Consider the following 26,982-nt stretch of genomic DNA (forward strand, 5'->3'; position numbering starts at 1 on the left):
CATAAAGGAATGAATTTCAATGAACATTAAAATTATCGCAGTAGGAAAATTAAAGGAAAAATACCTCAAGCAGGGCATTGAAGAATACTTAAAAAGATTAAGTACATATGCAAAAGTTCAAATCATCGAAGTCGCCGATGAAAAAGCCCCAGAAAATATGAGCGACGCCGAAATGATCGAAGTAAAAAAAAAGGAAGGCGAACGCATTCTCGCTAACATCAAGCAGGATACCCATGTGATAACACTCGAAATCAATGGCAAAATGCTAAGCTCCGAACAGCTCGCAGTCAAAATGGACGAGCTTGCCACCTACGGGAAAAGTAAGCTTGCATTTGTAATTGGCGGGTCATTAGGTATCAGTGATGAAGTCCAAAAGCGAAGTAACCTCGCATTATCATTTTCCAAAATGACATTTCCGCACCAGGTGATGAGACTTATATTGTTGGAGCAGATTTATAGGGGGTTTAGGATTAATCGGGAGGAACCGTACCATAAATAGAGGCAAAAAAATTTGAAGATAAGGCGGCATTTTGTCTTTTGAATCAGAATTTTCCTTTGAATAATCTGATTCAAGATACAGGATGTGAATAAGTGTAAATGTCTTGGACAGATTTACTTCGGAAAAATCAAAATCGAGTTCTATTTTATCCATAGTTCGAAAACGACCGTCCAAATGTTTGATGGATATCTTATTTAGCAAAAGCTGAAGAAGCTGCTTTTTCTTTTCTCTAGAAGATTGTTGAAATTCATCAACATATTTTTCTAATAAATGCCTAACCACGTCTGGTGGTATAATTTTAGTGTCTGATGAACTTAGTTGAATGCTAAGTTCATTTTTCTTCTGTTCTAAGTCATTCTTCGACTTAGCTAACTTCTGTAACCGTTCCTGTAATATGGATACAGGGAAGAGATTTTGCTCAAATGCTTCCATATATTTTTCTTGCATGGTATTAGCTTCTTTAAGCTCTGTTTTAATCTTCTTTAATTGCTCTTTTAGATTCACATTTAATTGAACCGTGTCTTTATTAATGCTTTGTATGGTTTGACTAAAGCCAGCTGAATCGTTCAAGAATTCTGTTATACGATTAATGACAGCATCTTCTGCATCGTAAGCTTTAATTGAATTGGCTTTACAGGCAGATGATCCTTTGTTGTGGAACACACTACATATATAATAGCGATGTTTTCGTTTGCTTCCATCTTTTAAAATATGGGTAGTGATAGATGGAACCATTCCTTGTCCACAGGTAGGACATCGAAGGATGCTGCTTAATAGGAAAGGCTCTTGGGATTGACGCTGCTTAAAAGACTTACTTTGTCTTCTGGCTTGGACAATATTCCAAAGCTCATCGGAGATAATAGCATCATGTTTTCCATCGACTACAATGGGATTAGCATTTTTGCCACGCCTTCTCTTTTTATCCCAGTTCTCAACTTGTAACCATCGAATTTTACCATTATAAATAGGATTATCTAATATTGTAGCAATGCCATTGATTGAGAAGTGCTTTCTACGTTTAGTCCGATATCCTGCTTTGTTTAAATAATTAGCTATAGCCTTAAGCCCCTTACCTTCTGCATATAAGTTAAAGATAAGTTGAACAATATCTGCTTCTTGTGAATTAAAGATTAGCTCTTTTTCTATAGAATCATATCCGAAAACCACGCCACCATTCCAGCTACCTTCTTTAGCCCTCTGTGTCATACCAAGCTTCACATTTTCAGATAGAGTATTTCTCTCCATTTCTGCAATGGATGCCATCAGTTGAACGACAAGTTTGCCAATAGGACTAGATGTGTCAAAATTCTCTGAGTAGGAAATAAACTTTACATCATACTCTTCGAAATTATCTAGAAGAACTAGAGTATCCAACATATTACGTGAAAGGCGTGATATCTTCCATACAAGTACAGCTTGAAATTTCTCCTTATCAATATCAGCTATCAGCCTTTGCATTGCAGGCCGGCCTTTTATATCTTTACCACTAATGCCTTCATCAACATATTCTTCAGCAATGTGCCAACCATAAAGGGACGTATATTGACGTAAAGTTTGTAATTGTGCAGAAATACTGTAGCCTTCACTTGCTTGTTCTTCTGTGCTGACACGACAGTACAATGCAACGCTTTTTATTTCATTCATTTTGATCCTCCTTTAACTTTTATAACAGTATTGGTATTAAAGGAGGTAAAAAATACATTGCTTTGTTTAGGAAGTTATTTATCAGTTGAACGACATGAATACGCACCAGCTTATCTAAAGGTGTCGGGATGTAAAACTAAGACCTGTAAACGGTCGGTGTTGGATGAAGAAAAGAATTAATTATCAAAGCAATGAATACTTAAAGGTTCAATAGGGTTAACTATTACCTAACGTATTTTATGTTAATATAAAGAGTCGTACTAATCTGCACATGAAAGAGTGAACCGACACGAGTTTATTTACAAATAGATATAAGTAGGTGAAAGCGTTGACAGAGTGGAAGCATCGTCCGACTGTAAGCGATTCTCATCCTTTTAAGGAAGAATACGACAATATGTTAGATGCGGATCGAGACTATTTTAAAATTAGATATGAAGTAAATGAAAGTGAAAAGAGTGGTGACTCTTCTATAGACAATTATTTTGCTAAGAAAATGGTAGATAATCCAATTGAAGTTTACTATTGGAAATTCATTAATAAAGAAACAAGAATAAACGATAGGGGATGAGCCGGGTGAAAGTAAACGAACATGAGGTGGCAACTATCTGAGGACTATTTTGAAGAAGAACAACCAACAAAACAAAATCATTAGCTGAGTAGTACAACGATACTAGTAACTAAATACAATTCATTAAAGACGATCACTTTTTAGGGTGATCGTTTTGTCGTATTTGACCTATACTGCGAAATAAAAGAATGGGTTTGACAGGAATAAATACAAATACTTGGTATATATTCAGTACAATAAATCAAGGTTAATGTTATCTCTGATATTAAAAATTAAAAAGTTGCTCAAAAGTTGCTCAAAAATTGCTAAGAAAAAACCCTTGTGTATTTTTATAGCATATTATAAAATAAAATTGTAGTTAAAACTTATGGAAGGAGGAAGGAATTTAATGATTAGTTTTCAGCGATATCAAAGATGGCAGAAGTGGTTAAAAGAAATACCGGCTCTTAATGATTCAATGAATGGAATTATCGCAAGAAGCTTCATCTTAACAAAGGGAAATCTGGAGGAAGTGGAATTCGTCACAGGTGCGTCCAAGCAGGATATTTTTAGAGTCTATGAATGGCTAAGTGAAAAAAAACTAATTGACGGGCTTATTTCGATTGAAAAAGAAGATGGAGATAAGGGTGGAATCGAACATATGGCAGTTGTAGCAAAGGGAAAAAAGAAGAAGGAACGTACTTTTACACGAGAAGAAATGGTGGATTATGCTAAAAAGAAATTACTTGAAGCGAATAGAGGTATTAGTTTTGTTAGCTTGAAGCATAATGTATTAACTTGTGAGTATGAAGGCCGTACCTTCAAGGTGTATATTAGCTCTTCAAGGGATTATGAATCTTTTAGAAAAGGTCTCGACTATGAACCATATCGCGTATCTGCGTGGAACAAAGGATCGCAGGAAATGTTTTCTTCATGTGATTATTATGCATTGTTGGTGAAAGTTGATAAAAATACAAAGTATATTACAGAATTTGAAGATAATATTGAGGGGATGTTCGTTAACCAAGAGCAATTTAATAAGTGGTTGTCTCAAAAAGTGGCTGTTCCTTCTGGAATGATCAATTTCTATGTTCACTACAGCCAATCCAAAGATGAAGGAAGAAATTCTATAACAGTTATCGATGACCGGGAAGAACCAGCTCTTTCATTAAATCATTTGTATCAAAAAGGTTGGTCTATAATATAAAAAATGGATTCGATAAAATATCGAATCCAAAAGACAAATTTCTAATTTTATTATATATAAAGAATAAGACGATAACCAGATAAATATAAAAAAGCTGCTTTTTCACAAGCCGGTACGAGCTATTTGTTTCGGCTTTTTCCATAACTGTAGATAATTAAAGTATAGAATGTTCAATTATCTAAGGAATTACTCATATGGATAATTATAATTTAACTACCATACATAAAGGGAAATAATAGCTGGATAGGAGGATATTGAATGGCAAGTTTAAGAAAGTTAAAAGAGATTGAAAGAGACTTCTCAAAGAAACATATTGATATTTCAAAAGTTGGTTTTTATGATTCTGTAGCTTTTATGCGTGAGGAACATAGTAATCCATCGTATCTAAACAACTATGCAAAATATATCCACTTAAAAAAATATGATTCAACCTATTTATCTATGGTAAGAGAAAAAGTGCCTTTTATCGCGAATCTGTTATTTAAAGAATTAAAAAAAGATGGTCGTTTAGGTGCATGTGTAGATATGTCAGCTATACTTTCTCGTATTTTAGAAGAAGAGGGCATTTGGAATCATATGGTCTTCGGAAGTTTGAGTATTGATTATCCTCCAGAAAGTCAATTAAAGGGAGGACACTTTTGGTGTGTTGATTATACAAAGGGAGCCACAGCCGCACACGCTTGGCTAGTTGTACCTCCGTATCAGATCGTTGATTTAACAATAAAATTACAACCATATTCGGAGGGACAAAATCAGTATTTACCAGATATATTATTAAGCGAAGATGTTAAGCCCTATACTCCTGTTGCTAAAGACTTGATAAACCCTAAAATTATATATGACTTACAACGAGAGGGTATAAAAGACGTTATTAATCATACACTTCCACAATTTAAAGCGTTTAATAGCATTTTTCCTGCTGTTAGTACTGTATATAGTTATAGCTCATTACATTATATTCCCACTTCAGTTTCAGCACCGGATGCCCCATTTGAGCAAGCTGTTAATTTAAAGCTTAATGGTCGATATGGTTACAATATATATGTAGATATTATTAAGCCAGCCTTAAAAGAGCAAGGTTTCTAAAACAGTGAGCAGAAGCCGGCTTCTACTTTTTTTATTGAAGTCAAATAAATTTCTTTGAAAGAAGCGGTGGGACGGATTGATATGCTACTTCCAAATTTCATCATTCTACAATATAGATAATCAAGGGCTTTAGATTAACTATATTGGAATAAACGTAAGAACCGTCCCTACGCTTTCAAAAAGTAAAGTGGCAGGGACAGCTATAAACAGATATGATTTCCTGTTCATTTATCCCATCTTTTGCAGATATATGTTCGCCATTAATTATATGAATATTTAAATTAATCACAAATTATAGTATTAGTATTTTTCTATGAAATTGAAGCTGTAAAGTTACCCATAGTCTGTAAATTTAGGATTGGTGTAGAGGGCATTAGCAAAATATGTCGAACAATTACTAAGAAAGGTGAATTTAAATGAGATTAAATAAAAAAACAAAGTGGTTGATAGTAGTTTTTTTCCTTTTTGACCCCAGTAGTTATTAACATCTTAATGGCTATACCTTCCTTTGGATTAGCAGTACTTGATAACGCTCGATGGTTAGGATTCTTTGGTAATTACTCAGGTGGGATAATTGGTGGTTATACCTTATAGCTTCTGGACAAATTAAAGCCCAAATTGATGAGAATAAACAAAGTGAAATAGAAAGTAACCGTTCCTATATTATCCTTGAGGAGTTTATAGCTCCAGTTAATCTAGAAAACATTAAGACACATCCAAATAGCAAAATTTTAAGTAATCCCTTTTACGAAGAAGTTAAAAAGGACCCTTTAAGTAAAGGAGCTAGCATTCCATTTTACAAAATCCACCACAGTGGACAACCAGATATTATACTAGATTGCCATATAAAAATGATTTTTATAGGTGAGGCAAATGGTCAAATAGATAATGATCCATATTTTGTTGAGTCACACCTAAGTGTTTTTGAAAAAAACACAGAAATATTTATACCTATAGCCAATAAGTTTACTTACCCTAAAAAAATAATTTTAACTTATCAAACTATTAAAGGAGAAACCATAAAATATACATATAATGTAGAGGAAATGACAGAGACTCACACTTTAATCAATGAGTCTGAAAAAAAATCTAAAAAAAACAATAATGTACTATATCACGTCGATTTAGAAGGAGTAGAATGGATTTATCCTGTCAAATTTAAAAAGCCTACTGAGCCCTTAACTCATAATACAAATAATAATCTCTCTATTTCTATGTTCGGATCTAAACTTCCCTAGAAAGCTACTAGAAAGTGCAGGGACGGTTTTCATGCTTCCTGCCTTTCATGCCTTAAATATTATATTAGGGGAGATTCCTAGTATGCTAGCGGCTTGACGTTGAGATACTCCTTCGATTTTTGTTGACTTCTTATAAGATTTCGTTTCTTCTTTCTCGAAGTATGCTTTTGACGTGGGCAATCTCGATGTTTTCTAGAATTTCATTTCATGTATTTTCTCTCTCGCATCTTCGTCTGTTTTTCGTGTTCATGGACCATCATCGACTTTTAAGAAACGGTTATTGTTGATGGTTTTATTGAATGTTTTGAACCGCTTCCGTGCGACCTTGATATCCGGTGAAAACATGTTAATAATATGATCAACATCTAATAATCCATGCGGATAAACAGTGTGACCATAGTATGCGGCAACTACTCCACTTCCATTCATCTATTTTATAGGTCATTCTTGCCTTGATGGGATTTTGGTGGATGTATCGAATCACGGTCAATAGACATTGAGTCGTTTCGACATTTTCTCTTTTGAGCAGGTCTTGGAATAGGTGTCCGTTCGTTCGATACTTCCAGTGATAATAGTTCACGTAGCTGACTACAATTCGTTTCATCGTGGTCGAAAGCGATTCTTCTCTTTGTTTCAGTAGTAGGTGAGTGTGGTTATTCATTAAACACCAAGCATAGACTTTCAGCCCAGGTAAAATATTGGAGTGAATTTATTTTATAACAAAAAAAGGGTGGTAATTACATGAAGATAAAAAGTATTATACATAGCGAAGCCGAGTTTTCTAAAGATAGAGCTAAAACTCATCGGTACTTGCTTAAGAAGGTTTGGGATAATAAAAAGCCAATGGCAACAATTGTGATGCTTAATCCGAGAGGAGAAACCGATGCTCTTTATTTGGATAAATCCGTAATGTTATTTATGAACTTTTGTATTGGGGCTAAGTATGGAGGTATGTTCATCGTTAATCTCTGGTCTTATAGAACTCAATCAGAAAAAGAGCTTATACGCATAGCTTACAGTAAGCGCCGAGATGTAAACACGGATAATTGGATACGTCATGCAGTTAATGAGAGTGAAAAGCTTTATATAGGATGGGGGAGCAATAAAAACCGTAATAAACGAATTAATCAATTTAAAGAACTCTTAAATCGCTGTAAGAAAATCAATATCGTTAGGTTAAACACTGAAGATGACAGAATGGTACATTTGAGTAGGTCAACGGTCAATAAGAAAGAACGGATTATTACAATAGATCAAATTTAGAGAGTAAATAATGTGAAATATTATAGCAGATTAGAAAATTAAGTGATTAATTTTTGGAAGGTCGCAAATATAGTAAAGATTTACTATGAAATGTTTTGTTGGGGAGAGGGTTACTGGAAAGTAATAATTTTACAAGTCTACACCTAACATAATTTTAATGAAACCATTAGCACACAAAATTTTAAAAATCACTATTTTTAAAAATTTTATAACTTCTATTTGCATTTACAAAAAATCTAGTTTATTATAGACACAATTAAATATTCAAATAGTAACTAAATGCGAAGCACGCAGGTTACATGCACTACCAGTTTTTAAAATTGGTGGTCATGTTCCTTGCGTGCTTTTTTTCGTTACTAGGAAGGAGGCCTTTTCGCTGACTGTAAACCAAAAAACACCAACATGGTTTAATAGATTACTAAAAAACCAGGAAGTTTCAGAAGATGTATTATTACATTTCAAAAAGTATTATCTTACACCAAAAAAGACGGAGGGTAAAAATGAAGAATCTTTATAAAAAGGATATACCTGGTATGCAGGTAAGGGAAGTTATTAAACCGATTCCTGACAGAGTGGATGGCAATGCCCACATTCAACTTAATTTACCTTTGACCGTTGAAACTAGAAAAAAAGTATAAATATGCTTCCTCTCGTCAATCTTTTAAGTAATAAGTTTAGACGGGAGGAAACTAAAAACTATGGAAAAAGAGTTTTCTATTGGAAAAGTGTCATTTAGTGAAGAAATGCCGGAAGAATCCAAACTTTGGCTTGAACGATTGGTGGAGCGCATCATCTTAAAAGAGCTCGATTTAGATCCATCGGTTGAAGCAAAGTTAATAAGTCACTCAACAAAACATTAGGAGGGAAATATGGATAATAATAAAAAAACTGTCGTTTATGCAAGAACTGCCTCTGATAAACAAAGTTTCGATTTACAACTAGAAGCAGCTAAACCTTTCTTAAAAGGAGTTCGGGAAGAAGATGTTGTTATCATTACTGAATGAGCCCCTTCTAAAGCATCTCACCAAAGGGGCTGCGAGAGGTACTTGAATTAGTCAAAAAAAATCAAGTTGATACACTAGTAGTATATCAACGAGATCGTTTAACACGCAGTTGTTATAAATACTTAGAAATAGTTGATTTAATGAATACACATAAAGTCAAAGTGATTTTCACAGCAAGTGATGACATACCCTTCCAGCATGATCAAGAAGATGGAGTGTTAAAGGAATTTCATTATGCATTGCTTTTAGAGAAGGAAAGAAATCACATGTCAAATCGTATCAAAGATGCTTTGAAAGCAAAAGAATCTTAAAAACACACAATGCAGGGGATATTTGATGAATTAGTTAGCTATTTTGAATTAGATATCTTCTGCATTACAGGATAACTACAATTTAAGGAGGTTTTGATATTTGATAATAAAAGGAAAGGTTGTAGTCTATACGAGGGTTAGTAGTGATCAACAAAATTTAGAAATGCAGCTAGAAGCGGCAAAACCATTTACTAAAGATTTTCATCCTGATGAGGTAATTTATTTAAACGACCATCCCATAGGGGTGTGAGTTACCGAAAGTTGAAAACATAACATGTGCAAGAAACCGAATTTTGATCACAGACATAAATAATTAAAAAAATTTTTTATTATAAATGTACTTATTGTTGCCAGACAGAATTCAGCGAGTTAACATTACTTTAGGGATACAAACAGTATATCAAAACGGAAGCACCGTTAGCTAATCTTTTAAGGAGAAACTCTCTCTTCAAAGGATTGGTTAACGGTGCTTTTTTGTTAGGAGGGGATAATAGCGCAAACAAAAAATATTTATTTGTACTTACGCTCGCCATTTTATTTTTAGTCAATTATCGTTAAGTTTAGAACACTAAAAAATCTTAACATAATAAAATTTTTAAGATGTGCCACAAAAATAATTTCATTATTTTCGAAAGGATGAAGTTGAAATGAGTAACAAGATTGATAGTGTTTTATATATTCGTTCTGCTACTAATTCCAAGCATGCATTAGAATTACAAAGATCAAACGGAACAACTTATGCACAAGAAAATTCCATATCATTGAGTGTAATAGAAGAAACGCAATCATCTGGTGTTACACCGGTCAATGATCGACCTGGCATGAGCTGGCTTATACATTTGGTTGAAGTTGGGCTAGTTAAAAATGTTATTGTTTCAAATCTCACAAGAATTAGTCGTAGTGTAACAGAGTTGTACGATATCCAATCACTCTTTGCAAAGCACGGTGCAAAGCTAATTGTTATTGATAAAAGTGAATTAATTAGTAAGTAAATTGATAAGAATAATTTTCGCTTATGTTCGCCATTCAAACTAGACCAGTTTACCATTAAGAAGTGAGGAGGAATTAAAGTGTATAATACTGTGTTAAAATCTAAAAAACATAGAGTTTTACCACACGGTAGGGTAGCAACTAAAGAGCAACTTGTATCCAATAAATCAACTACCCAAAAGAAAAAAGTTAATCCAACGATTACGGTAGGTGATAAGTCGTATTTAATGCCAAAAGAACTTATGAAACCTATATATGAGTATAAAAGCCGGTTTAATATTCATATGGATCTTAAAGAGACAATAATGCATCTAAAATAAATGGATAGAGATGGATTAGAACAAGAATTATTATTTGTACTTATACTCGCCATTCAGTTGGTGTTCAATTATAATTAAAGTACAGATGTAATCAAAAACAGAATAAATAATGTTAAAGCAGAAGCACTGCTAGCAATTATTTGGAGAAGTTTTCTTCAGATATTGTTAGTAGTGCTTTTTTTGTCTCATCAAATGATGATATGTAACTTTATTTTGTTCCTATTGGACATGCATTCCCAGAAGTTAAATAAAACAAATTCATATAGAGGTGTTAGAAATGAAGAAAAACATACAACTTGATTACAAGCAACACTACGCAAAAGCTTTAGCAACAGAGGATGAGTTGAAGGAGATTAAAGCAATCGATTTCTTAAACTATTTTGGAGAATTAATAATTAAATATTCAAACCAAATGGAAAATAAAATGAAAAGCAAACGTGAGGAGTCATGTCATGGGGGCCAAAAGAAGTTCTATTAAAGGACCTAAAAAAGGGACTAAAAGAGCACTAGTTTATGGTAGGTTGAGCGATCGTCCGGAAAAAGATTCAAACAGTACTTCGATTGAAAGACAGATTGAAGAAATTACTGAGTATTGCGAACGAAATAATATTGAACTAGTGGATACCTATACTGATGACAGGAAATCAGGTAGATCGTTCAAAGGTAGAGATGGGTTCAAAGCAATGTTTAGTAGAGTACTAAAAAAAGAAGAGGAAATAGATTATATAATTGTCCATAAACAAGACCGCCTTTCCCGTAATACTTTAGATACTCTGTATATAAAGGAAAGGCTTGAATCCCATGGTAAACATATGATTGCAGTTGCAGATCATATAAACACAGAGGATCCAAAGTCTGACATTTTTGTTCATGTTATGGCATTATTTGCTGAAATTGAAAGAGAGTTTATTTCATTTAGAACAAACGAGGGAATGGAAAGAAAGGCAAAAGATGGTCATTATTTGGGCGGGAAAGTAACTGGTTATAAAAGTATAGATAAAGAACTAGTATTGATTCCTGAAGAGGTAAAAATAGTAAAATATATTTTTGAAAAGTATGCTCTAGAAAAGTGGGGTTATAAAAGGATTGCTTCTAGCCTAAACATCCAAGGAATTAAGACAAAACGAGGAAAATATTGGACATCTAATGCTGTTAAAACAATTTTAGAGAATGAGATGTATATAGGAAATACTACATGGCGGGGTAAGATAAACAAAGGAAAACACGACCGAATCATAGATGAATTATTGTGGAAAGGAAAAGAAAAGGTAATGAATTTTAGAAGTTACATTCCAGAAAAAATACATCCCGGATCGTATCCACTTAGCGGCTTACTTAAGTGTTCACAATGCGGTGGGCCAATGGTGCAAGGTAATAGTGATCCCAAATACAAGTACTATCAATGTAATAATAATAAGAACAGCGGTAGTAGTGTTTGTTCATCTAATCTCGTTAAAAAAGAGCACGCTGAAGAATATGTACTAAAGGATTTTTTAAATTGTCTTAAGGAAAAAGTTTCTCCTGAGGTAATTTATTCAACTACAAAGTCGATATTAAATTATGACCTAAACCCATTGGAGAATGAAGCTGGAAAACTCAAAAAACAGATTAAAAAACTGGAAGATCAAATCTTTAATTTAATGGATTTGACAGAGGATGAAACTCTCAACTTAGACGAAGAGATGATGAAATCTCGAATATCCGTAAAACAAGAGGAAATTTACAAAAATAAATCTGTTCTTGAAAATATTACGATGCAAATAGACTTGAAGAAAAACAAATCTCTAATAGACATTATCAAATTTTCAATTAAGAACTTTGAAGATTTCTATCATACACTCTCCGATGATGAAAAGAAATTGTTTTTTCATTCTGTAATTAAAAAAGTTCATGTAACTAAAGGAAAAAAAACAAAGGATCGCCGCATTAAGGATGTAATATATCTTTTTGATTTAGAAGACCTTAATCGTTTAGCTGAAAAGGAGTAATTAATTCTTTTACTAGGTGCTTGCTGGAATGCTGATAAATACTTGTAAGGTACAATTTTAAAGCAGAAATTAGAATATAAAAAAACTTGTTGGATAATAATACTAATAACTACAGCGACTTCAGATACGATTAACATCAGGCTGCTTATCATGATATGCAGTGTTTCGTAATCTGACGCAAGTGGCTATCCTGTTGTAAACGGGGTAGCCACTTATTATCTCGAATATAACCTTTAATTACTAAGTATACTACTATAATTGGTTAATAAGTATAAAAAAATCAGATTTCTATATACCAAGTTACGAAAGAAGGGTATTTTATTAAGCCTTAGTTCCCGATAGAGTACACTCTATTGGTTTTTTTTCCGTTTATTGTAAGAAAGAATATGTAGTGCTCTATTTACAAACACGAAAATGGATAAAATTAGAATGTTCACCCTGATATAATGACAATTGTATGGTAAACTAACAGAAGATACTTTTTCTGGAGATCCATCTCCAGAAAAATAAGGAGAGATTTTTAGTGGGTTTTGGACAACATCAAAGTTTTTATTTAAGAATATATTGGTTAAGAAAGGCTTTGCAGCAATTAGAAAGAGATAATAGATTTTTTTATAAAAAGAATGCTTCTGAGTTAATAGGTTTAGGAAATAATATGGTAAGTTCCCTTAAACATTGGGTAGTTGCGACAGGTATTTGTGAAACGGATAAACGATCTGACGATAATAAGGTAATTCACACGAGATCAAAGTTTGGGGAGATATTTGATAAATATGATCCTTATATTGAGTTAGATGATACTGCTAGCATTATTCATTATAACTTAGTGAGCAAACAGGAACCCTGTACAACTTGGTATTGGCTTTTTAATGAATATAGTAAAAAATCCTTTGAAAAAGGAGAGGCTTTAAATGATCTTATAACTTGGATTAATAAAAACTATGAAACTAAAAACTCTACCAATACATTGGGACGGGATATCGAATGTCTAACAAAGCAATATGTGTCAAAGAATAAATCAGAAGATCCTGAAGAGGTTATTCAGAGTCCACTTGCTTTTTTAAAATTGCTTAAAGAAAAGGAAGGAAGGGTTTTTAAAACTTCTCCTAAATATGAAGAAATAGGGTTAACTGCACTTATGTATGTTTTAATGAAATACGGACAGTCTGAAGTCTCTATAGATGAAATAGAAAATAACAAGGGTTTATGGGGAAAAGTGTTTAATTTACATAGAAGTGAAATTGTGAAAGCAATTGAAGAACTTGTTTCGGTATTTAGATACCCTCTTGAATTTGACAGAACTAACAGATTGGATTTAGTAAGAATAACCTTGGTCGAACCTATTGAGTTTTTAGAAGAAGAATACATTAGAAAAGAAAGGGTACTAAGATGATTACTTCAAAGAGTAAATTCAAAGCAAGTGTAAACATCAAACTTGATTTAGGAAGTGATTGGATACAAGAAAGGTATATACCCACTCCAACACACTTAGAAAGTTTAACAGGTGTGTTGCAGGGGTTTCTTCCTGGTGGAAATAAATCACACATATTAGTAGGGTCTTACGGTTCTGGTAAGTCAATGATAGGAGCTTTAATTGCTAACATCGCTTCTAAAAATGTGGATTCAGGTGTTTTAGACCAATTAATAGATAAGTTTGATAAGGTTAACACTGATGAAAAGACAATAATTGAATTAATTAATACAATGAAACAAACAAATAAGGTTTATATCCCGGTAGTAATTAATGGCAAACAGGATAAACTGCGTGAAGTAGTGATTTCTTCAATACACAATTCATTAAAAAGGTTTAATCTTGATTTTACTATCCCTTCTTTTGTCGAGGAAATAAAATCAATAATTAACTTGTGGAATACTCAATATTTAGAAACATATAATCAATTTAATCGCATTTTAGAAAAAGAAAATTGGAATGTTAAAAGTTTTATTAAAGACATAGAAGCTTACGATGTCAGTGCTATTAAATGGTTCCAAAATATTTACCCCGTGCTAACTGCTGGTGCAGAATTATCATTATCATATGACCATGATATTACTGATGATTTGTCTTATATATTAAATGAACTTGACAAAAATGGCCTAGGAATCTTTTTAGTGTATGATGAATTTGGAAGGTTTTTACAAAGCATAGATAAATATGAAACAGTAGAGGCCATGCAGGATATACAAGATATTGCTGAATTAGCTGATCATCATGAGTGCGAAAACTTTAATGTACTGCTAATTACACATAGAAATTTAAAGCAATATTTTCTTAGTTATGGTGAGGAATTGCAAAATGAGTTTAATAGAATACAAGGTCGTTTTAGGATGTACAATACCTACAGTGATCCAGCGACATTCATTCGACTTGCGAGTGAAGTTACGTCAGAATATAGAGTTAATCATTCTGAGAAATATAATTTTGAAAATGAAATAATAAAGTATGATTTGTTCCCTGAGTTAAATGGTCGGGAGAAGAAATCTATTATAGTTGATAACTCTTTCCCTATACATCCTGTAACAATGTTTACATTACCTCATTTAGCAAATGCTGTTGCCCAAAACGAAAGAACATTGTTCACTTTCTTGGAAAGCAATGAAGAAGGTGGATTAAAAAGGTACTTTGAAAATAAAAATACATGGTACTATGTTGACATTCTATTTAAATATTTTGAACCAGCTTTACAAGAATTCACGAATGATTCATTAATAGGTAAATCATACTTAAAATATTTAAGAGTGCAAAAGAAAATTAATAAATCAAAAACTTCCGAGTTGGAGTTACAACTACTAAGGTTGTTTACAATATGGGACATTGCAAACCTTAGTAATAAACAAAAACTTTCGAAAGACTTTATTTCCTTTTCTTTAGGATGGGATATACAGCGAGTTAAGGAAATAGTAAGTATCTTAGAGAGTAAAAAAATTATAAGGTATAGATTATTCGATAACAATTGGGAAATATTTGAAGGTAGTAGTATAGATATAAATAAGAAAATTGAAGAAATATTAAAATTAGGCATTAGCCAGCAAAGAAGAGTAGAGATATTAAGTGAGGTCTTAGAGAGTAAATTTGCATATCCTAAGCGATATAATGACGAGAAAAATATGATTAGATTCGCGACTATTCATCCTGTCTACGCAAGCGATTTAACGTTAGAAAAAGCCTCGGATTATTTAGATGGAGATATGGCAATTTTATATATTATTCCAGATTTAGAAGTGGAAGGAATTAATGAGAAGGTTAACAAAATTAGTATAGAAAATAATAGACTTATTTTTGCCCTGCCTAAGAAAAGTCTAGGAGATATAGATGGTTATTTATCGAAAGTTGCTGCTATAGACCAGTTGTTAGAAGATAAGTATTTCTTAAATGAAGACAATATAATTGAAGAAGAATTACTAAAGATCAAAGAGAACTTTACATTTGTCATTAGAGAACTGATGGAACCAATAATTGAGTTCAAAAATTCATACTGGATTCACACTGGAATTGATTTAAAGGTTAAAAGCAAAATTTCTTTAAGTAAAAAGTTATCAGATATTATAAAAAAAATCTATAGTAAGACCCCATTGATTAATAACGAAGCATTTAACCGCAGAAATATTTCTAAACAACAATTAAATGCAGCTAAAGAAGTAGTGGATTCTATAATTAATAAAAGTGATTATAATGCCAAATTTAAAGGACCTGCTAAACTAATATTTGCTTCTGTTGTAAAAAATAATAGGATAAATGAACGTAAGGAAAGTAAAGAAATAAAGGAGTTAAGAAAGAAACTTAATCAAGTTATAAAAATGGGACAAGGTGACTTTGTAAATCTTATTAATGTATTTAAGCAAGAGCCTTTCGGGATAAGAGAGCCAAATATACCCATTTTACTAACTTCTATTTTAAAAAATGATTGGAAATATATAATGTTCTATCATAAAGACGGCTCATATATTTATGATATAAATGGTGATATTTTATATGATAGGATGCTGGACAGGCCGGAAAATTATACATTCTCTTATCAAGTTGTAGATGAAAATTACAAAGTGATCATAGATATAATAGACAATTGTTTTGCAGAATTTAGTGAGGAGAGTGATGAATCCTATCATCCTACAGTTCGCATAAGCAGAATGTTATTAAAATGGTTTAGGGAATTACCTAAAATCACTCAAAAAACAGATAAATTGTCACGTGAAGCGGTTATGTTTAAACAACTAACTAAAAAAGGTGAGTTTGAACCTGATGTTGCATTACAAGAGCTCAATGATTTAAATATCAACTTAGAGTTAATAAAGAGAATTAAAAGTGAATGTGAGAATTATTCGGATAAACACATGGAAAGTATTGAAAACAAAATTTATTCTCTAACAAAAACTAGTTCTTTCGAAGAGCTATCAGCACATGTGAAAAGCCAGAAAGAAATTATTAAAGTTGATAATAGATTTTATAAAGTAGTTTCGAGGTCAAACGAAGGAAATTGGATAAACAACTTAGCAAAGGAATTAGTCGGAGTTGATAGGTCTGAGTGGTCAGATGCAACAGATGAAGTGTTTTCTAAAACTATAAAATCATTAATAGAGTTTGATCAAACGTCTCTATTAGAACAAGAATACTATCAAGTAAAAGATGAGAATAAAACTATGGCAATATCTAAAACTGAACTTTCGTCCAAAGGCAAAATCATTTATTCAAATGTCAAAACAGATTTAGAATTGATGTCTAGAAAGCTACCAAAAGAAGAAATTACAGCTTTATTATATAAGTTACTAGTAGATTATTATGATGAAAATAAATAAAAGAAGGGTGATACAATGTACGGAAGAGAACCTATTTATATTTCTATGTTTAGTGGAGGAGCAGCGAGCGCCTACGTTGCTTATCTTATGGTTCATAAACACGGCAAAAAAAATTCACAGCTTTTTTTCACTGATACCCTATGGGAGCATAAAGATAATAAGAGATTTATGGTTGAAGTTGCTGAAGAAATAGGAATTGAAATTGAAACGGTTAGAGATGGCAGAACACCAGAAGAGGTTTTTGAGGATACTAAGTTTCTTGGAAACTCTCGGTTAGCAAAGTGTTCCTCTCAGTTAAAAGTTCATCAGACAGTTATATATCTTGAAGAGTTGAGAGATAAAGGTTATGAACCTATTTTATATTTTGGAATTGGCAAACATGAAAAGAGAAGGAGAGAAGGACTAGAATCCTTATATAACCACAATCTCTTACCACGTGATGGAAAAGAGCAACCAATAAAAACTGTATTTCCTCTTTATGAAAGTAATATATCAGATGATGAAATAAAAAGGATTATTACTCAAGATTGGGGGATAGAGCTTCCTGAAATGTACCATCTTGGATTTTCTCATGCTAACTGTGGTGGACGCTGTGTAAGGGGGGGATTCAATCATTATAAGCACCTTTATGATACTTGGCCGGATGTATATATTGAACAGGAAGAAATGGAGAATAGATTAAGGGAACAACTGGGTGATGTAAGTATTCTTAAAAGGAATGGAAAACCTTTCACTTTAACAGAGTATAGAAAAGAATTAGATCTTGATTCAGAGATAGCAAAGAAATTAAATGAGGAAACTGACGTTCCTTGCATCTGTCATTATGCATAATAACAGCCTAAAAGAGAGTAGTATGTTCAATATAGAATATACTACTCTTTTTTATTTGTTTTGTTTAATAATTTGGGACTTTTCTGTATAATTATAATCAGGAAAAAATTGTAACGGAAATTTAACTTTATGGGAGATGGGAGTTATGAGTGTAGTAAAATCCGAGTGGATTAATTTTCTTAGGCAATACGGTCCTATTCCAAGGAACGATAATATGTACGATGAGGCAATTCAAAGATCAATAGATAAGAAAGGAATAAAACCAATTAAAGTTGAGCCACAACACCTTTCAGATTTAATTGCAAATTTCGAAACTAGTTATCCTCAAAACATTATTTTAACAGGGACAGCTGGTGACGGAAAAACTTTTTATTGTCGTGAGGTATGGTTTGCATTAGGTGGAACAAAAGAAGCGTGGGATAACGGTGAAACTATTAAGACCATCCCACTAGAGAATCACTCTTTATACGTTATCAAAGACTTGAGTGAGTTATCTGATATGAGTAGCTACATAATTAATGAAATGGCTGAATCTATTAAACAGGGTAATAGAAAGGTTTTCCTTGTTGCTGCAAATGACGGACAGTTATTGGAAAAATGGAAATCAGAAAATCATAATTATTTTGTTACAGAAGTCGCGGATTGTATAGAGGATTTATTAGTTTCCGAGCAACAAATAAGAAAGGGGTATAATTTACAATTAATAAATCTTAGTAAAACAAATTCAGCTAGAATATTCCCTCAAATAGTTAACTCTGTTATTAATCACCCTGGTTGGAGCAACTGCGATAATTGCTCATTAAAGGATAATGAATCAATAGGTTTAAGATGTCCTATTTGGGAGAACAAAAAACGCTTGGAGGGAACTAATGATGGAAAAATTATCCAAGAACGGTTAGTCGATTTACTAGAATTATGTGAATTGAATGAAGTCCATATTCCAATAAGACAACTCTTATTACTAATATCTAATATGATATTAGGACATCCAAATGCAAGAGATAAATTAATGAGTTGTACTCAGATTCCAAAAATCTTAGAAAGCAATTCTGTTTCTGGTGCTAGCATTTATAGAAATATATTTGGGGAAAACTTAAGTGACCGACGTAGAGAGTCAACGGACATTTTTTCAACACTTAATCGCTTTGGAATCGGAACGGAAAGTAATAACTTCATAGATAATATTCTTATTTTTGGAGAAGACGATCCCGAATTATATGATTTATTCAACAAATATATGATATCTGATAAATTTTACGGCGCTGATGAAACATTTAGAGCTGAACAAAAATCTTATCTTGAAGGTGAAGTCAGCAAAGAAGAAAGCGAAGATTTTCTAAGTCGATTAAGGTCCCAAAGGCAAAGACTTTTTTTTACAGTGAATTCAAATGATTTAGAGGAAATTCAGGTTTGGGAATTAACCACTTTTAAATATGCCGGGGAGTTCCTAGAAAAAATTCACCGAAGGTTAGAAAACAATAAAAGAGTACAAGCAAAACTATTATCAAGGTTAGTTAAAGGGATTAATCGGATTTCCACGGGGTTGTTAACGAAAGATAGTGATGTTGTATACCTATCTACTTCAGGAAGTCACTCTCAATCTAAAATTAGTAGGGTTTACGAATCGGAGGTTTCAGTAAGACCTGATAGAGGAGAAAGCGTAAACATAGTCCATGAAAATGATAAGCCTGTTTTTAAAGTTAACATGTCCTTAAGTGATGAAGTAGAAGCAGTTCATCTGAAATTACATTTAGTAAGATATGAGTTTATATCAAGAGTAGCTGAAGGAGAACTGCCTGGAAGTTTTTCGCGTGAATGTTACGAGGATATTCTCGCATTTAAAAGCCGTTTACTAACTCATTTAGAACATCGCAGAAAAATAGAGGGGGCTTATGAGATTGACACAGATAGGTTAGTCCTTGAGCTGCTTCAAATAAATGATGAGGGAATGTTATATAGGCGAGCTGTGGAGGTGGATTTTGAGTGATGAATAGATTGCCACACCCTAATCGAATCGATTCAAGTATGTGGGTAGATGAAGCGATTTGGGGACATCGTTTATATGATGAACAAACACCATGGTTATGTATTATGGAATTTTTGAATGTTCTTCAATCGGAATACGGCGGAGGGCGAGCTTTTAAAGAAGAAAAGTATAACTCATTACAATACACAGCTTATCCTCGAATGTACTTAAGAAACATTTTATTCAATAACCCTCGAATGGGAATTATTGATAAGGGTTTTCAAAATACTCAATGGGACATATGGATTGAAGAGATGAATAAAAATCCGGGTGGAATGAAGGGGGCAGATTTTTCTTATCTAAAGAAACGTTTTGCCAATTTTAACGATTTTGTTGAGATTGTGAACTTTTTACGCTCTACAACAATAGAAGGTGAAAATAATAAAAGGTGGAGTTCTCAATTCATTTTTCCATATGGTCCTGATTGTTTATATGAAGATTTAAGGGTAACAGGTAACAATATAAGCAATGATAGACGTTTTTTTGGTAGAACTGGTGAGTTACTCTATTTAATGCTATCTAGGAGTAAAAATAAGGAGATGATTCTAGACTATCTAAGTAAAAAAATACTTAATGGTAGATCACCATTTAATCGACTCGTTGCACAACTTCAACCTGACGGCGAAGAGCTTGTTGGAGAAAAAAGGCAAGGTGGTTATCTTCCTTATGAGAAACTAAAAGAATACGATTTACTATCCGAAGACTGGCTAAATCTTTTTAAGTGTAATATGCCGAATTATGATGTGTTTCCTCACTTAGTTAACATTACAGGTTTACACATGATAAATTACTTGTTAAACCGTTCCAAAGAAATTCTTAAGGATAGTAACCAAACAAGCTTTATTTTAGAAATAATAGCTCCACAAAAAACAATAATAAGGGATTTAGCATCTGACTCATACTCACAAAACAATAATTTTTCAAGGCAGGCAGTAGAAGAATACGTGCTAGGAATAAAAAATACAGAGAAGTGGAATGAAGTTATTACATCTGATGCACCATATGAGTCTGCTAGAGATTTGATTATAAAAGAGTTTTCTTGGAAAGATGATGATAAAGCCAATGCAACTACCGCAGAAGGGCTTTTAAATGAGTTTTCAAAAAAGGTAACTGCTAGACACAAACAGCATGTTCAAAACTTTCATAGAGTATGGGGTAAAGAAATTGGTTTGGTTTCTAAGAGAAGTAGTAGAAGACTAAGGTATGCGCCTACAGATTCATTACTTAAAGCACTGGTATTAAGTAATGTGGAAAGTAAGATGGAGTTTCAAGAATTCCTAGAGATTTTATTCAATAAATATGGTTTTATTATAGGAGACCGCCAAGCTGGTAAATTACTAGAGGCAGGTCAAGCGGACATGGAATCTTTTTCTGAAAATGCTGTAAGATTAGAAGAAAGACTTTCAAGTATGGGTCTTCTAAAAAGACTATCAGATGCCTGTGCATATGTAGAAAATCCATTTGTAAAGGCGGGAATTAGATGAATGAGATAGATTTAATTGGAAAAGTTGCTACTGAATATATTAGAGCAAACCTAAATATAGATGGTGACTCAGAGGGGATTGCAAGGTTTTTACTCGATAGACTCACGGGTAAACAAGTAGCACGTATATGCGAAATAATATTAAAAGATGTAGAACTAAGTTCGTACATTGAAATAAAAGTACCTAGCAAATTAGTAGAAGAGTATGATTTACCAGAAAGTATAACCACAGATGAAAAAACAACTTATTGGAGAAATGCATTTATAGATAAACCAGCAATTATTCTTGCGAATACTAATGATGATCAAGGACAATCATTAAGGGATATTACGACTATAGGGGCAAAGGATTTAAAAGGTAGCCCTGAATTTTGGGTAAATATCGCTAGTACAGGTTTAGCTCTGACGGAAGAGCAAAGAAAGTATTGGGGACAAGCTATAAATGGCTTACAAACAATAAGTGATTTCAGCTTAGAAAGATTTAGTCTATACGTTGTTGAGGTAAGGAATAAGATTCTACAGGATAGTGTACCCCTAATTTCAGCACTAGGTTGGGCATTACCTTCATTAAGAATCCCCCGTGATTCTGCACTTTTTGAAGCAATTCCCGATAAGTTTTTAGGACATAAGAAGAGGTGGGCGGACCTTTATCAATCAGCAATAGCAAAACGTTCTTGTTATATTTACAAGCAGTCTCCTAATAGAGAAATTATTGAAAATGAAGATTTGCATTCATCATATAATAAAGTAAAGGAAGATATTCCAGAACATATACGGCCAGTAATAGAAAGTTTTATTCAAGCAAAACCTGGTTGGACTAGAGAGGCGGAAGCGTTAACTAGCTTTGAGTGGGAACGCGATAATATCTATGTTTTCTTTTCAGGTATTCGAACAAAGAAAGTAGATTTGGGAACACAAACACTAGAACACTTAGAAGATGAATATTCTGATACTCTTATAGATGATGATAGAGATTACCTTAAAACACTTTCAAAAAGAACAGCCTCAGAACCTTCTGAAGAGGATATTGAATTTTATGAAGCTCATCGTCAAGAACTAGATTCTAATCGCCCCTTAAAGTCTAAATGGGATAAGTTTGTATATGGAAAACCAATAGAATGTGAAGATTTTATTATTGGCCTGCTAGATGCTGTTGAAAGGCTATTTTCACAAAGTGAAAATACAGTAAGTAAGAAAAAAATAAGAATTAGAACTCAAAAGAGAAACAGTAAGAGTTCATGGTTAGATTTAAATGCAAAAATAGGTTTGTTTTTTTCCACAAAATACAAAGGCTTAGAAAGACTTACTCACCCAAATATTATTTGGGATGTGCATTGGTTATTTAAATATGAAGAATTACTAGAAGATGTAAAAAACAAACCAAAGTATAAAAAGAATAACTCTGTATCGAGAAATGCAACTCAAATAAAATTTTATGTAGAGTTAGAATATGATGATGAGTCGAACCCGTCACACCAGGTTCAGGTTATTTGGAAGGGTGATCCTAACAAAATAGGATTGGAACTTCGAAATGACCTAGAGAGAATAGAGAAAAACGCATTTCCACTTTGTAGGGTCTCAAGGAATCCAATAAGTAAAAAAGGAAAACTACAAGGAATTTCTTTAAATGATGTTGGAACCCTTCATGCAGTTTATCGTCAAAATAGAGGATCTTTAGTGGGAGTTTATAATTCAAGTAACGACATTGGTAAGGAATTCATTTCTAGCTTAAAAGAAGCCCGTAATGAAGAACGCTTATCACAGGATGGTTTTGATGAAATAAATAGGGCATGGGAAAAATTCTCAAGGCTATATAAAGAATCAATAAAAGATTTCTTGCAGTATGGGCTATCATCTGAAACTATTATACTTCAATGTAATGCATATGATGACTTATTAAATGTTTTAAATCTATATGCATCAAGTGACATTAATAGAGTAGAACTTTGGCAACCTATATTAAATATAGGTAATGTACAGGTGGATAGAAGCCAACCGATGTCAATAATCGCCCCTTGGCATCCTATGAGGTTTGCATCTATAGCAGTTAAAGCTATACAGTTTGAGGCTATAGTTAGATTTATTCTAGAGTCAGAAGAAGTAGATTTTGGGGATTCAAAATTATATTTTTCAGATTTAAAGCGCGACTTTATGGAGCCTTATTATCCAGAGGTTTCTTATGGATATAAAGGTAAAGAACCCGAATTGTTATCGATTACCGATAATGTTAATGAATATAGTTTAATGGAGATGCCTATTAGGAAGTTTGATGAACAAGAGACGAATGAAGATCCTAAAGAAGCTAGCACAAAAGTATCTAATTTAGTCCAGAAATATATAGAACTTCAACCGCACGAAAGTACAAATTTAGGCGTTGTTCTATATAATTGTGATTCGACTAGATTACCAAAAGCTATAGTAGATTCTCTCTCGTCCTTGCGAGATAAAAATGATGATATTCGCTGCCAAGTGGTCTTGCGTCACAGAAATATGAATAAGTTAAGTGAATTATACACAAAAATGGTTGAAAATTCGGATGCAGACTCAGATACCTTTGTAGCTAGTGAAGTATCCCGTGATTTCATGGCACGACTTAGAATAGGAGTTATGGCGGATACTGCACCAGTAAATGATATTAATGGTGAAAAACCTTCAGATATAGTTTTCTTACAGGAGGTCATTTCAAGAGAGGCAAAGTTTGTATGGTCTGCAGTTAACAAAGGCGCTACACAGGAATTACTAAAACACTTTCCTCCAAGATGGTCTAGAAGGAGACCAGCCGTAAAGGACGAATTAAAATCCACATCTTATTTAGTATGTCCAAGCCAACCCTCAGTTGGATGGTCGTACTTAAATGCCTTAAGAGGAGTTTGTGAAGGTGTCGAAAACGAACAGGATACTTATTATTTACCATCTCGTCAAATATCATTTCAAAATGAAGATACAAGAAGTATCTTTGATGAAGCACATAAATTGGGAGAATGGGTAGCTAATTATGATGAATTACTAGATCAAAGGTTATTAAAGAACCAGGGTATTAATGTTATAAAATATCAACATAACCAATCAAACGGACCTAATTTAGTAGTGTCTACAAAATCAAAATTAAATTTACTTCAAATTTTAGTGAAAAGAAGGTTGAGTAACCTTAACCTCGGGTTAACGGATGAACAACTGTTTGAATTATCTGAAATTTTTGTTGAAGAAGCAAACGATTTATCGGGTGATATTGTTTTAAGAGCCGCAAAGCAAGGTAAATTTGCAAGTGAGTTACTAGGTGTAGTATTTAGCAAACTTTTGATTAAGTCTGAACTTGGAGAGCCTCAATCTGTGGGGTGGTTCTTCTTAGATGATTATGCTTCTTGGCTTGGTAAGAAAGAGGAGCAAATAGCTGATATATTAGCCCTGTATCCTAAAGAAGAAAACGGAAAACATTATTTGCAAGTTATAATAACAGAATGCAAGTACGTTGATATAAAAGGGCTAGCTAACGCTAAAAAGACTTCAAAAAAACAGTTAAGCGATACAGTTATGAGAATACACAGTGCTTTATTTGGCAGTCCTAGTAGGTTAGATAAAGATCTCTGGCTAGCAAGAATTAGTGATATGTTAGTGGAAGGTGTGGAGTTTTCCCAAGATGCTAGTCTTTCGTTAGAACAATGGAGGGAAGGTATCAGAAGTGGGGATATTCCAATTGATTTAAGGGGTTATTCACATGTGTTTGTATCGGGGTCTACAGATGATAGTAATATAGATTGCGAGCAATTGCAGCTTAGTAATTTAGAAAATTGCTATCAGGAGGTATATAATAGAGAAAAGGTTAGAGCGTTAACTTTAGCAATATATAAACAAGAGCAACTGATTGATATTCGGGGCGAAATTGGTGATGAAAGACCTTGGGAAAGTCTTGAGGCAATTACTCCAAGTAATGAAATAAGTATTGAGAGTAAGACATTAAAAAATGCTAATCGTACTAGTTCGACAGAAGATAGTGAAAAAAAGTCAAAAGAAAATGGAAATGAAAAATCATTTGATTCAAACGAACAGGATGAGATAAACTCTGAGTCAGAAATTGATAAGGAAAATCAAAGTGGGAATGACGAACAAGGTCATTCTACCTTTTGGGGGGGTTCTTTACTTAAACAATGGATAGAAAATAAGGAAATTACTTACACAATGAATGAAGAATCAGATCAGTGGTTAAAAGAAGCTGTGAGGAAATTAAAAAGTGCTCTCATGTCATATAACTTACAGGCAAAAGTACTAGGATCTAGATTAACACCGAATTCAGCAATAATACAGTTAAAGGGTTCAGATAATTTAAAGGTTGAGGATATTGAAAGAAAAAGATCTCAATTATTAACTACGCATGCTTTAGAAGTTTTAAATGTGATGGCCCATCCTGGTGAAGTTGTTGTATTTATTGCAAGGCCGGAACGACAAGTTATATATTTGAGAGATTTATGGAATAGACGTAAGGTCGAACAAGTCATGCCTGGTATGAATATGAATTTCCTTATTGGTGTTAAAGAAGTGGATGGAGATTTACTGTATTTAAACTTAGGTGGGGGATTTGAAGGTTTACAACAACATGCGCCACATACCCTTATTGCTGGTGCCACTGGAAGTGGTAAATCTATATTGTTACAAAACTTAATTCTTGACATTTGTGCAACAAATTCGCAAGAAATGGCGCAAGTATATTTAATAGATCCAAAATTTGGGGTTGATTATCAGAGTTTAGAAGGTTTACCTCACTTATTAGAGGGGATAATTATCAATCAAGATAAGGCAACCTCTGTCTTAGAATCATTAGTTGCAAAAATGGAAGAGCGCTACCTTATCTTTAGAGATAATAAAGTTCCAAATATTAAAGAGTATAATAAAAAAGCCCCAGAAGGTAAGAAAATGCCTTTAATCTTTTTGATTCATGATGAGTTTGCTGATTGGATGTTAGTAGATGAATATAAAAAAACTGTCTCGGCTACTGTTCAGAGGTTAGGAGTAAAGGCAAGGGCTGCTGGTATTCATTTGATATTTGCTGCACAAAGGCCAGACAAAGATGCTTTACCAGTACAACTGCGAGATAACCTGGGTAATAGGTTAATTCTGAGAGTTGAAAGTACTGGTACTTCGGAAATAGCGTTAGGCGAAAAAGGTGCAGAGAGGTTATTAAATAACGGTCATTTAGCAGCGAGGCTATCAGGAGAGTCCAATTTAATCCATGCTCAGGTACCATTTTTATCAAATGGAGATTCTATTGAAGTAGTAGATGCCATAAAAGAAGATGAGGACAACTAATAGTTGTTTAAACATAAGAAGTCACTATACCGTTGAAGTGGCTTCTTTTTATTAAAGAGGTTGATAAGTTCTAATGTTTAAGTGTTTATTTACGATATAGGTTGTTGTGAACAGGATGCGAAAAGATAGAATATATCAGTCATTAGAAGTGTATATACACATAACTTTGATGGGTTATATGCTAAGGCTCGGTTGAATTTTATTGTTAAAAAACTTACGAAAAAAATCCTCGGATTAGTGTTAGCGAATTTGCTGAACCTTTGTTTAGATGCTCAGTGGGAAGATGCAACCGAAGAAGATTATAATAATATAAGAAAAATAAATGCTAAATTGTACATGAGGAAAGAACAACTAGACGCAGTTTTTAAGAAATATCACAAAAAGTATAATCATCTGAAGGGGTTTAGCTACATTAGTAGAAAGGCTTAAATACAATTCCATTTTAATATA

The 26,982-nt window shown here is 33.1% G+C and carries 24 protein-coding genes; 21 read left to right on the forward strand and 3 right to left on the reverse strand.

Annotation, left to right across the window (positions count from 1 at the left end; translation table 11 throughout):
• Window positions 1–19: 19 nt before the first annotated feature.
• Window positions 20–499, forward strand: coding sequence for a 23S rRNA (pseudouridine(1915)-N(3))-methyltransferase RlmH (gene rlmH / locus BMY13_RS00830; protein WP_092501773.1), 480 nt, complete (start codon window positions 20–22; stop codon window positions 497–499).
• On the opposite strand, the gene BMY13_RS00835 is transcribed toward rlmH, so the two are convergent.
• Window positions 395–2,143 (reverse strand): recombinase family protein, encoded by a 1,749-nt coding sequence (locus BMY13_RS00835; protein WP_175476675.1) that lies wholly within the window; start codon window positions 2,141–2,143, stop codon window positions 395–397. The two genes, rlmH and BMY13_RS00835, sit on opposite strands and share 105 nt — an antisense overlap.
• Window positions 2,144–2,471: 328 nt before the next feature.
• Between BMY13_RS00835 and BMY13_RS00840 the strand changes: the two genes are divergently transcribed.
• The 4 genes from BMY13_RS00840 (at window position 2,472) to BMY13_RS00855 (ending at window position 6,221) form a co-directional block, all read left to right on the forward strand.
• Complete coding sequence (locus BMY13_RS00840; protein WP_092501775.1) at window positions 2,472–2,711, forward strand: hypothetical protein; 240 nt, start codon at window positions 2,472–2,474, stop codon at window positions 2,709–2,711.
• 388 nt (window positions 2,712–3,099) lie between these two features.
• Window positions 3,100–3,897 carry a hypothetical protein gene (locus BMY13_RS00845; protein ID WP_092501777.1) on the forward strand — a complete coding sequence of 266 codons (798 nt, stop codon included), beginning with the start codon at window positions 3,100–3,102 and terminating at the stop codon, window positions 3,895–3,897.
• 258 nt (window positions 3,898–4,155) lie between these two features.
• On the forward strand, window positions 4,156–4,983 hold the full coding sequence (locus BMY13_RS00850) for a hypothetical protein (protein ID WP_092501779.1): 828 nt from the start codon (window positions 4,156–4,158) through the stop codon (window positions 4,981–4,983).
• 851 nt (window positions 4,984–5,834) lie between these two features.
• The gene (locus BMY13_RS00855; RefSeq protein WP_092501781.1) at window positions 5,835–6,221 is read left to right on the forward strand and encodes a hypothetical protein; all 387 of its coding nucleotides are present in this window, start codon (window positions 5,835–5,837) and stop codon (window positions 6,219–6,221) included.
• Between the two features lie 246 nt (window positions 6,222–6,467).
• Here BMY13_RS00855 and BMY13_RS19355 read toward each other — a convergent pair whose 3' ends face one another.
• Complete coding sequence (locus BMY13_RS19355) at window positions 6,468–6,650, reverse strand: hypothetical protein (protein ID WP_175476665.1); 183 nt, start codon at window positions 6,648–6,650, stop codon at window positions 6,468–6,470.
• Window positions 6,580–6,882, reverse strand: coding sequence for a hypothetical protein (locus tag BMY13_RS20020; RefSeq protein ID WP_092501783.1), 303 nt, complete (start codon window positions 6,880–6,882; stop codon window positions 6,580–6,582). The genes BMY13_RS19355 and BMY13_RS20020 overlap by 71 nt, the downstream gene beginning before the upstream one ends.
• 80 nt (window positions 6,883–6,962) lie before the next feature.
• Between BMY13_RS20020 and BMY13_RS00865 the strand changes: the two genes are divergently transcribed.
• From BMY13_RS00865 to BMY13_RS00920, 16 genes are all read left to right on the forward strand, one after another.
• On the forward strand, window positions 6,963–7,484 hold the full coding sequence (locus BMY13_RS00865; protein WP_092501786.1) for a DUF1643 domain-containing protein: 522 nt from the start codon (window positions 6,963–6,965) through the stop codon (window positions 7,482–7,484).
• 500 nt (window positions 7,485–7,984) lie between these two features.
• Window positions 7,985–8,122: a hypothetical protein gene (locus BMY13_RS19360; protein WP_175476676.1), complete on the forward strand. Its 138-nt coding sequence runs from the start codon at window positions 7,985–7,987 to the stop codon at window positions 8,120–8,122.
• Window positions 8,123–8,182: 60 nt separating this feature from the next.
• Window positions 8,183–8,344 carry a hypothetical protein gene (locus BMY13_RS19365; protein ID WP_175476677.1) on the forward strand — a complete coding sequence of 54 codons (162 nt, stop codon included), beginning with the start codon at window positions 8,183–8,185 and terminating at the stop codon, window positions 8,342–8,344.
• A 9-nt stretch (window positions 8,345–8,353) separates the two neighbouring features.
• A complete protein-coding gene (locus tag BMY13_RS19845) occupies window positions 8,354–8,488 on the forward strand; it encodes a hypothetical protein (protein WP_281243629.1) in 135 nt (44 codons plus the stop codon).
• Window positions 8,489–8,517: 29 nt separating this feature from the next.
• A complete protein-coding gene (locus BMY13_RS00870) occupies window positions 8,518–8,799 on the forward strand; it encodes a recombinase family protein (RefSeq protein WP_245736040.1) in 282 nt (93 codons plus the stop codon).
• A 100-nt stretch (window positions 8,800–8,899) separates the two neighbouring features.
• A complete protein-coding gene (locus tag BMY13_RS19370; protein WP_175476678.1) occupies window positions 8,900–9,049 on the forward strand; it encodes a recombinase family protein in 150 nt (49 codons plus the stop codon).
• A 397-nt stretch (window positions 9,050–9,446) separates the two neighbouring features.
• Window positions 9,447–9,791, forward strand: coding sequence for a recombinase family protein (locus tag BMY13_RS00875; protein WP_092501790.1), 345 nt, complete (start codon window positions 9,447–9,449; stop codon window positions 9,789–9,791).
• Between the two features lie 78 nt (window positions 9,792–9,869).
• On the forward strand, window positions 9,870–10,109 hold the full coding sequence (locus tag BMY13_RS00880; RefSeq protein WP_092501792.1) for a hypothetical protein: 240 nt from the start codon (window positions 9,870–9,872) through the stop codon (window positions 10,107–10,109).
• Window positions 10,110–10,386: 277 nt separating this feature from the next.
• Window positions 10,387–10,587: a hypothetical protein gene (locus tag BMY13_RS00885; protein ID WP_092501794.1), complete on the forward strand. Its 201-nt coding sequence runs from the start codon at window positions 10,387–10,389 to the stop codon at window positions 10,585–10,587.
• The gene (locus tag BMY13_RS00890; RefSeq protein WP_092501796.1) at window positions 10,562–12,097 is read left to right on the forward strand and encodes a recombinase family protein; all 1,536 of its coding nucleotides are present in this window, start codon (window positions 10,562–10,564) and stop codon (window positions 12,095–12,097) included. Before BMY13_RS00885 ends, BMY13_RS00890 begins: the two co-directional genes overlap by 26 nt.
• A 523-nt stretch (window positions 12,098–12,620) precedes the next feature.
• Window positions 12,621–13,490, forward strand: a complete 870-nt coding sequence (locus BMY13_RS00895) for a DUF4007 family protein (protein WP_175476679.1) — start codon at window positions 12,621–12,623, stop codon at window positions 13,488–13,490.
• A complete protein-coding gene (locus BMY13_RS00900) occupies window positions 13,487–16,891 on the forward strand; it encodes a hypothetical protein (RefSeq protein ID WP_092501800.1) in 3,405 nt (1,134 codons plus the stop codon). Before BMY13_RS00895 ends, BMY13_RS00900 begins: the two co-directional genes overlap by 4 nt.
• A 15-nt stretch (window positions 16,892–16,906) precedes the next feature.
• Window positions 16,907–17,722 carry a phosphoadenosine phosphosulfate reductase domain-containing protein gene (locus BMY13_RS00905; protein ID WP_092501802.1) on the forward strand — a complete coding sequence of 272 codons (816 nt, stop codon included), beginning with the start codon at window positions 16,907–16,909 and terminating at the stop codon, window positions 17,720–17,722.
• A gap of 145 nt (window positions 17,723–17,867) precedes the next feature.
• Window positions 17,868–19,709 carry a hypothetical protein gene (locus BMY13_RS00910; RefSeq protein ID WP_092501804.1) on the forward strand — a complete coding sequence of 614 codons (1,842 nt, stop codon included), beginning with the start codon at window positions 17,868–17,870 and terminating at the stop codon, window positions 19,707–19,709.
• Window positions 19,709–21,232: a methylation-associated defense system protein MAD7 family protein gene (locus BMY13_RS00915; protein WP_092501806.1), complete on the forward strand. Its 1,524-nt coding sequence runs from the start codon at window positions 19,709–19,711 to the stop codon at window positions 21,230–21,232. The genes BMY13_RS00910 and BMY13_RS00915 overlap by 1 nt, the downstream gene beginning before the upstream one ends.
• The gene (locus BMY13_RS00920; RefSeq protein ID WP_092501808.1) at window positions 21,229–26,532 is read left to right on the forward strand and encodes an FtsK/SpoIIIE domain-containing protein; all 5,304 of its coding nucleotides are present in this window, start codon (window positions 21,229–21,231) and stop codon (window positions 26,530–26,532) included. The genes BMY13_RS00915 and BMY13_RS00920 overlap by 4 nt, the downstream gene beginning before the upstream one ends.
• Window positions 26,533–26,982: the final 450 nt, after the last annotated feature.

The sequence above is a fragment of the Virgibacillus subterraneus genome, from assembly GCF_900110695.1.
Taxonomy (GTDB): domain Bacteria; phylum Bacillota; class Bacilli; order Bacillales; family Amphibacillaceae; genus Lentibacillus; species Lentibacillus subterraneus.

Coding starts and splice junctions, on each gene's coding strand:
- BMY13_RS00875 (WP_092501790.1), top strand. CDS start 9,447: ATGAGTAACAAGATTGATAGTGTTTTATATATTCGTTCTGCTACTAAT.
- BMY13_RS00865 (WP_092501786.1), top strand. CDS start 6,963: ATGAAGATAAAAAGTATTATACATAGCGAAGCCGAGTTTTCTAAAGAT.
- BMY13_RS19355 (WP_175476665.1), bottom strand. CDS start 6,650: ATGAATGGAAGTGGAGTAGTTGCCGCATACTATGGTCACACTGTTTAT.
- BMY13_RS00855 (WP_092501781.1), top strand. CDS start 5,835: ATGATTTTTATAGGTGAGGCAAATGGTCAAATAGATAATGATCCATAT.
- BMY13_RS00905 (WP_092501802.1), top strand. CDS start 16,907: ATGTACGGAAGAGAACCTATTTATATTTCTATGTTTAGTGGAGGAGCA.
- BMY13_RS19365 (WP_175476677.1), top strand. CDS start 8,183: ATGGAAAAAGAGTTTTCTATTGGAAAAGTGTCATTTAGTGAAGAAATG.
- BMY13_RS00835 (WP_175476675.1), bottom strand. CDS start 2,143: ATGAATGAAATAAAAAGCGTTGCATTGTACTGTCGTGTCAGCACAGAA.
- BMY13_RS00900 (WP_092501800.1), top strand. CDS start 13,487: ATGATTACTTCAAAGAGTAAATTCAAAGCAAGTGTAAACATCAAACTT.
- BMY13_RS20020 (WP_092501783.1), bottom strand. CDS start 6,882: ATGAATAACCACACTCACCTACTACTGAAACAAAGAGAAGAATCGCTT.
- BMY13_RS00885 (WP_092501794.1), top strand. CDS start 10,387: ATGAAGAAAAACATACAACTTGATTACAAGCAACACTACGCAAAAGCT.
- BMY13_RS00910 (WP_092501804.1), top strand. CDS start 17,868: ATGAGTGTAGTAAAATCCGAGTGGATTAATTTTCTTAGGCAATACGGT.
- rlmH (WP_092501773.1), top strand. CDS start 20: ATGAACATTAAAATTATCGCAGTAGGAAAATTAAAGGAAAAATACCTC.
- BMY13_RS00890 (WP_092501796.1), top strand. CDS start 10,562: ATGGGGGCCAAAAGAAGTTCTATTAAAGGACCTAAAAAAGGGACTAAA.
- BMY13_RS19360 (WP_175476676.1), top strand. CDS start 7,985: ATGAAGAATCTTTATAAAAAGGATATACCTGGTATGCAGGTAAGGGAA.
- BMY13_RS00920 (WP_092501808.1), top strand. CDS start 21,229: ATGAATGAGATAGATTTAATTGGAAAAGTTGCTACTGAATATATTAGA.
- BMY13_RS19845 (WP_281243629.1), top strand. CDS start 8,354: ATGGATAATAATAAAAAAACTGTCGTTTATGCAAGAACTGCCTCTGAT.
- BMY13_RS00915 (WP_092501806.1), top strand. CDS start 19,709: ATGAATAGATTGCCACACCCTAATCGAATCGATTCAAGTATGTGGGTA.
- BMY13_RS00850 (WP_092501779.1), top strand. CDS start 4,156: ATGGCAAGTTTAAGAAAGTTAAAAGAGATTGAAAGAGACTTCTCAAAG.
- BMY13_RS00845 (WP_092501777.1), top strand. CDS start 3,100: ATGATTAGTTTTCAGCGATATCAAAGATGGCAGAAGTGGTTAAAAGAA.